This is a genomic window from Acinetobacter sp. CFCC 11171 (assembly GCF_003268405.1).
GTDB lineage: Bacteria > Pseudomonadota > Gammaproteobacteria > Pseudomonadales > Moraxellaceae > Acinetobacter > Acinetobacter amyesii.
On the sequence record NZ_LQXP01000094.1, the window covers coordinates 1 to 1,149 of the forward strand.

Below are 1,149 nucleotides of genomic sequence, written 5' to 3' on the forward strand. Positions count from 1 at the left end.
AGTTATGAGGTCTTGAGTGCCTTCTTCTTAGAAGCGGGTTTCCTAGGCATTATGCTGTTTGGTTGGGGAAGAGTGGGTCCTAAAACCCATTTCTTTGCCACACTGATGGTGGCAATTGGCACTGTATTTCCATGTTTTGGATTTTATCTTCCAATAGCTGGATGCAAACTCCACAAGGCTTCAGCTTTGAAAATGGCATTATAGTGCCGCAAGATTGGTTTGCTATCGTTTTTAACCCATCATTCCCTTATCGCTTAGCGCATATGGCTCTAGCAGCATTCCTTGTATCTGGCTTATTGGTCGCTGCTACTGCAGCATGGCACTTACTCAAAGGTCGCCGTGATGCCTTAGTAAAAAAATCATTTTCTATGGCGATGTGGATGATTCTCGCACTTGCACCTTTACAGGTATTTGTGGGGGATATGCATGGTCTAAATACATAGAACATCAACCTGCGAAACTTGCTGCGATTGAAGGTCACTGGGGAACTAATAAAGATCATGGCATGCCGTTATATTTGTTCGGTATTCCTGATATGGAGGCGGAAGAAACCAAGTATGCAATTGGCATTCCGAACCTCGGTAGTCTGATCATGACGCACACCTTAGAGGGAGAGGTGAAAGGCTTAAAAGAATTTGCCCCTGAAGATCGACCAAACTCGCTCGTAGTATTTTGGAGCTTCCGCATTATGGTCGGTATGGGAGTCTTGATGATTTTGCTTGCTCTGATGGGTGCATGGTTGCGTAAAACTGGGAAATTTTATGAGTCAAAATGGCTACACAAATTTGCCTTATGTATGGGACCTTCAGGCTTTATTGCCCTGCTTGCTGGTTGGTTTACCACAGAAGTCGGCGTCAACCTTGGGTCGTGTATGGCGTACTGCGTACCAAAGATGCCTTGTCACCAGTATCGGCAGAACAAGTCGGTTTAACCTTAATAATCTTTGTGATTGTCTACTGCGTCGTATTTGGTATTGGGATTTATTACATGCTCAAATTGATGGTTAAAGGACCACAGTTCATTCATTCTCAAGCCCATAGCGATGGTGAGGTCATTCGTGCATCAAATCGTCCAATGAGTACGATTGATGAGTCGCTTGAAGTACAACCACAGGAGAAAAACCATGATTGATTTATCCTTAATTTGGGT

Annotated in this window: 1 protein-coding gene and 1 pseudogene; both read left to right on the forward strand. The window is 43.9% G+C overall.

Annotation, left to right across the window (positions count from 1 at the left end):
- Window positions 1–51: 51 nt before the first annotated feature.
- Window positions 52–954, forward strand: a pseudogene (locus AVJ20_RS17970) (cytochrome ubiquinol oxidase subunit I); the annotation flags it as partial.
- Window positions 955–987: 33 nt separating this feature from the next.
- Window positions 988–1,131, forward strand: a complete 144-nt coding sequence (locus AVJ20_RS19045; RefSeq protein WP_416240556.1) for a hypothetical protein — start codon at window positions 988–990, stop codon at window positions 1,129–1,131.
- Window positions 1,132–1,149 lie beyond the last annotated feature (18 nt).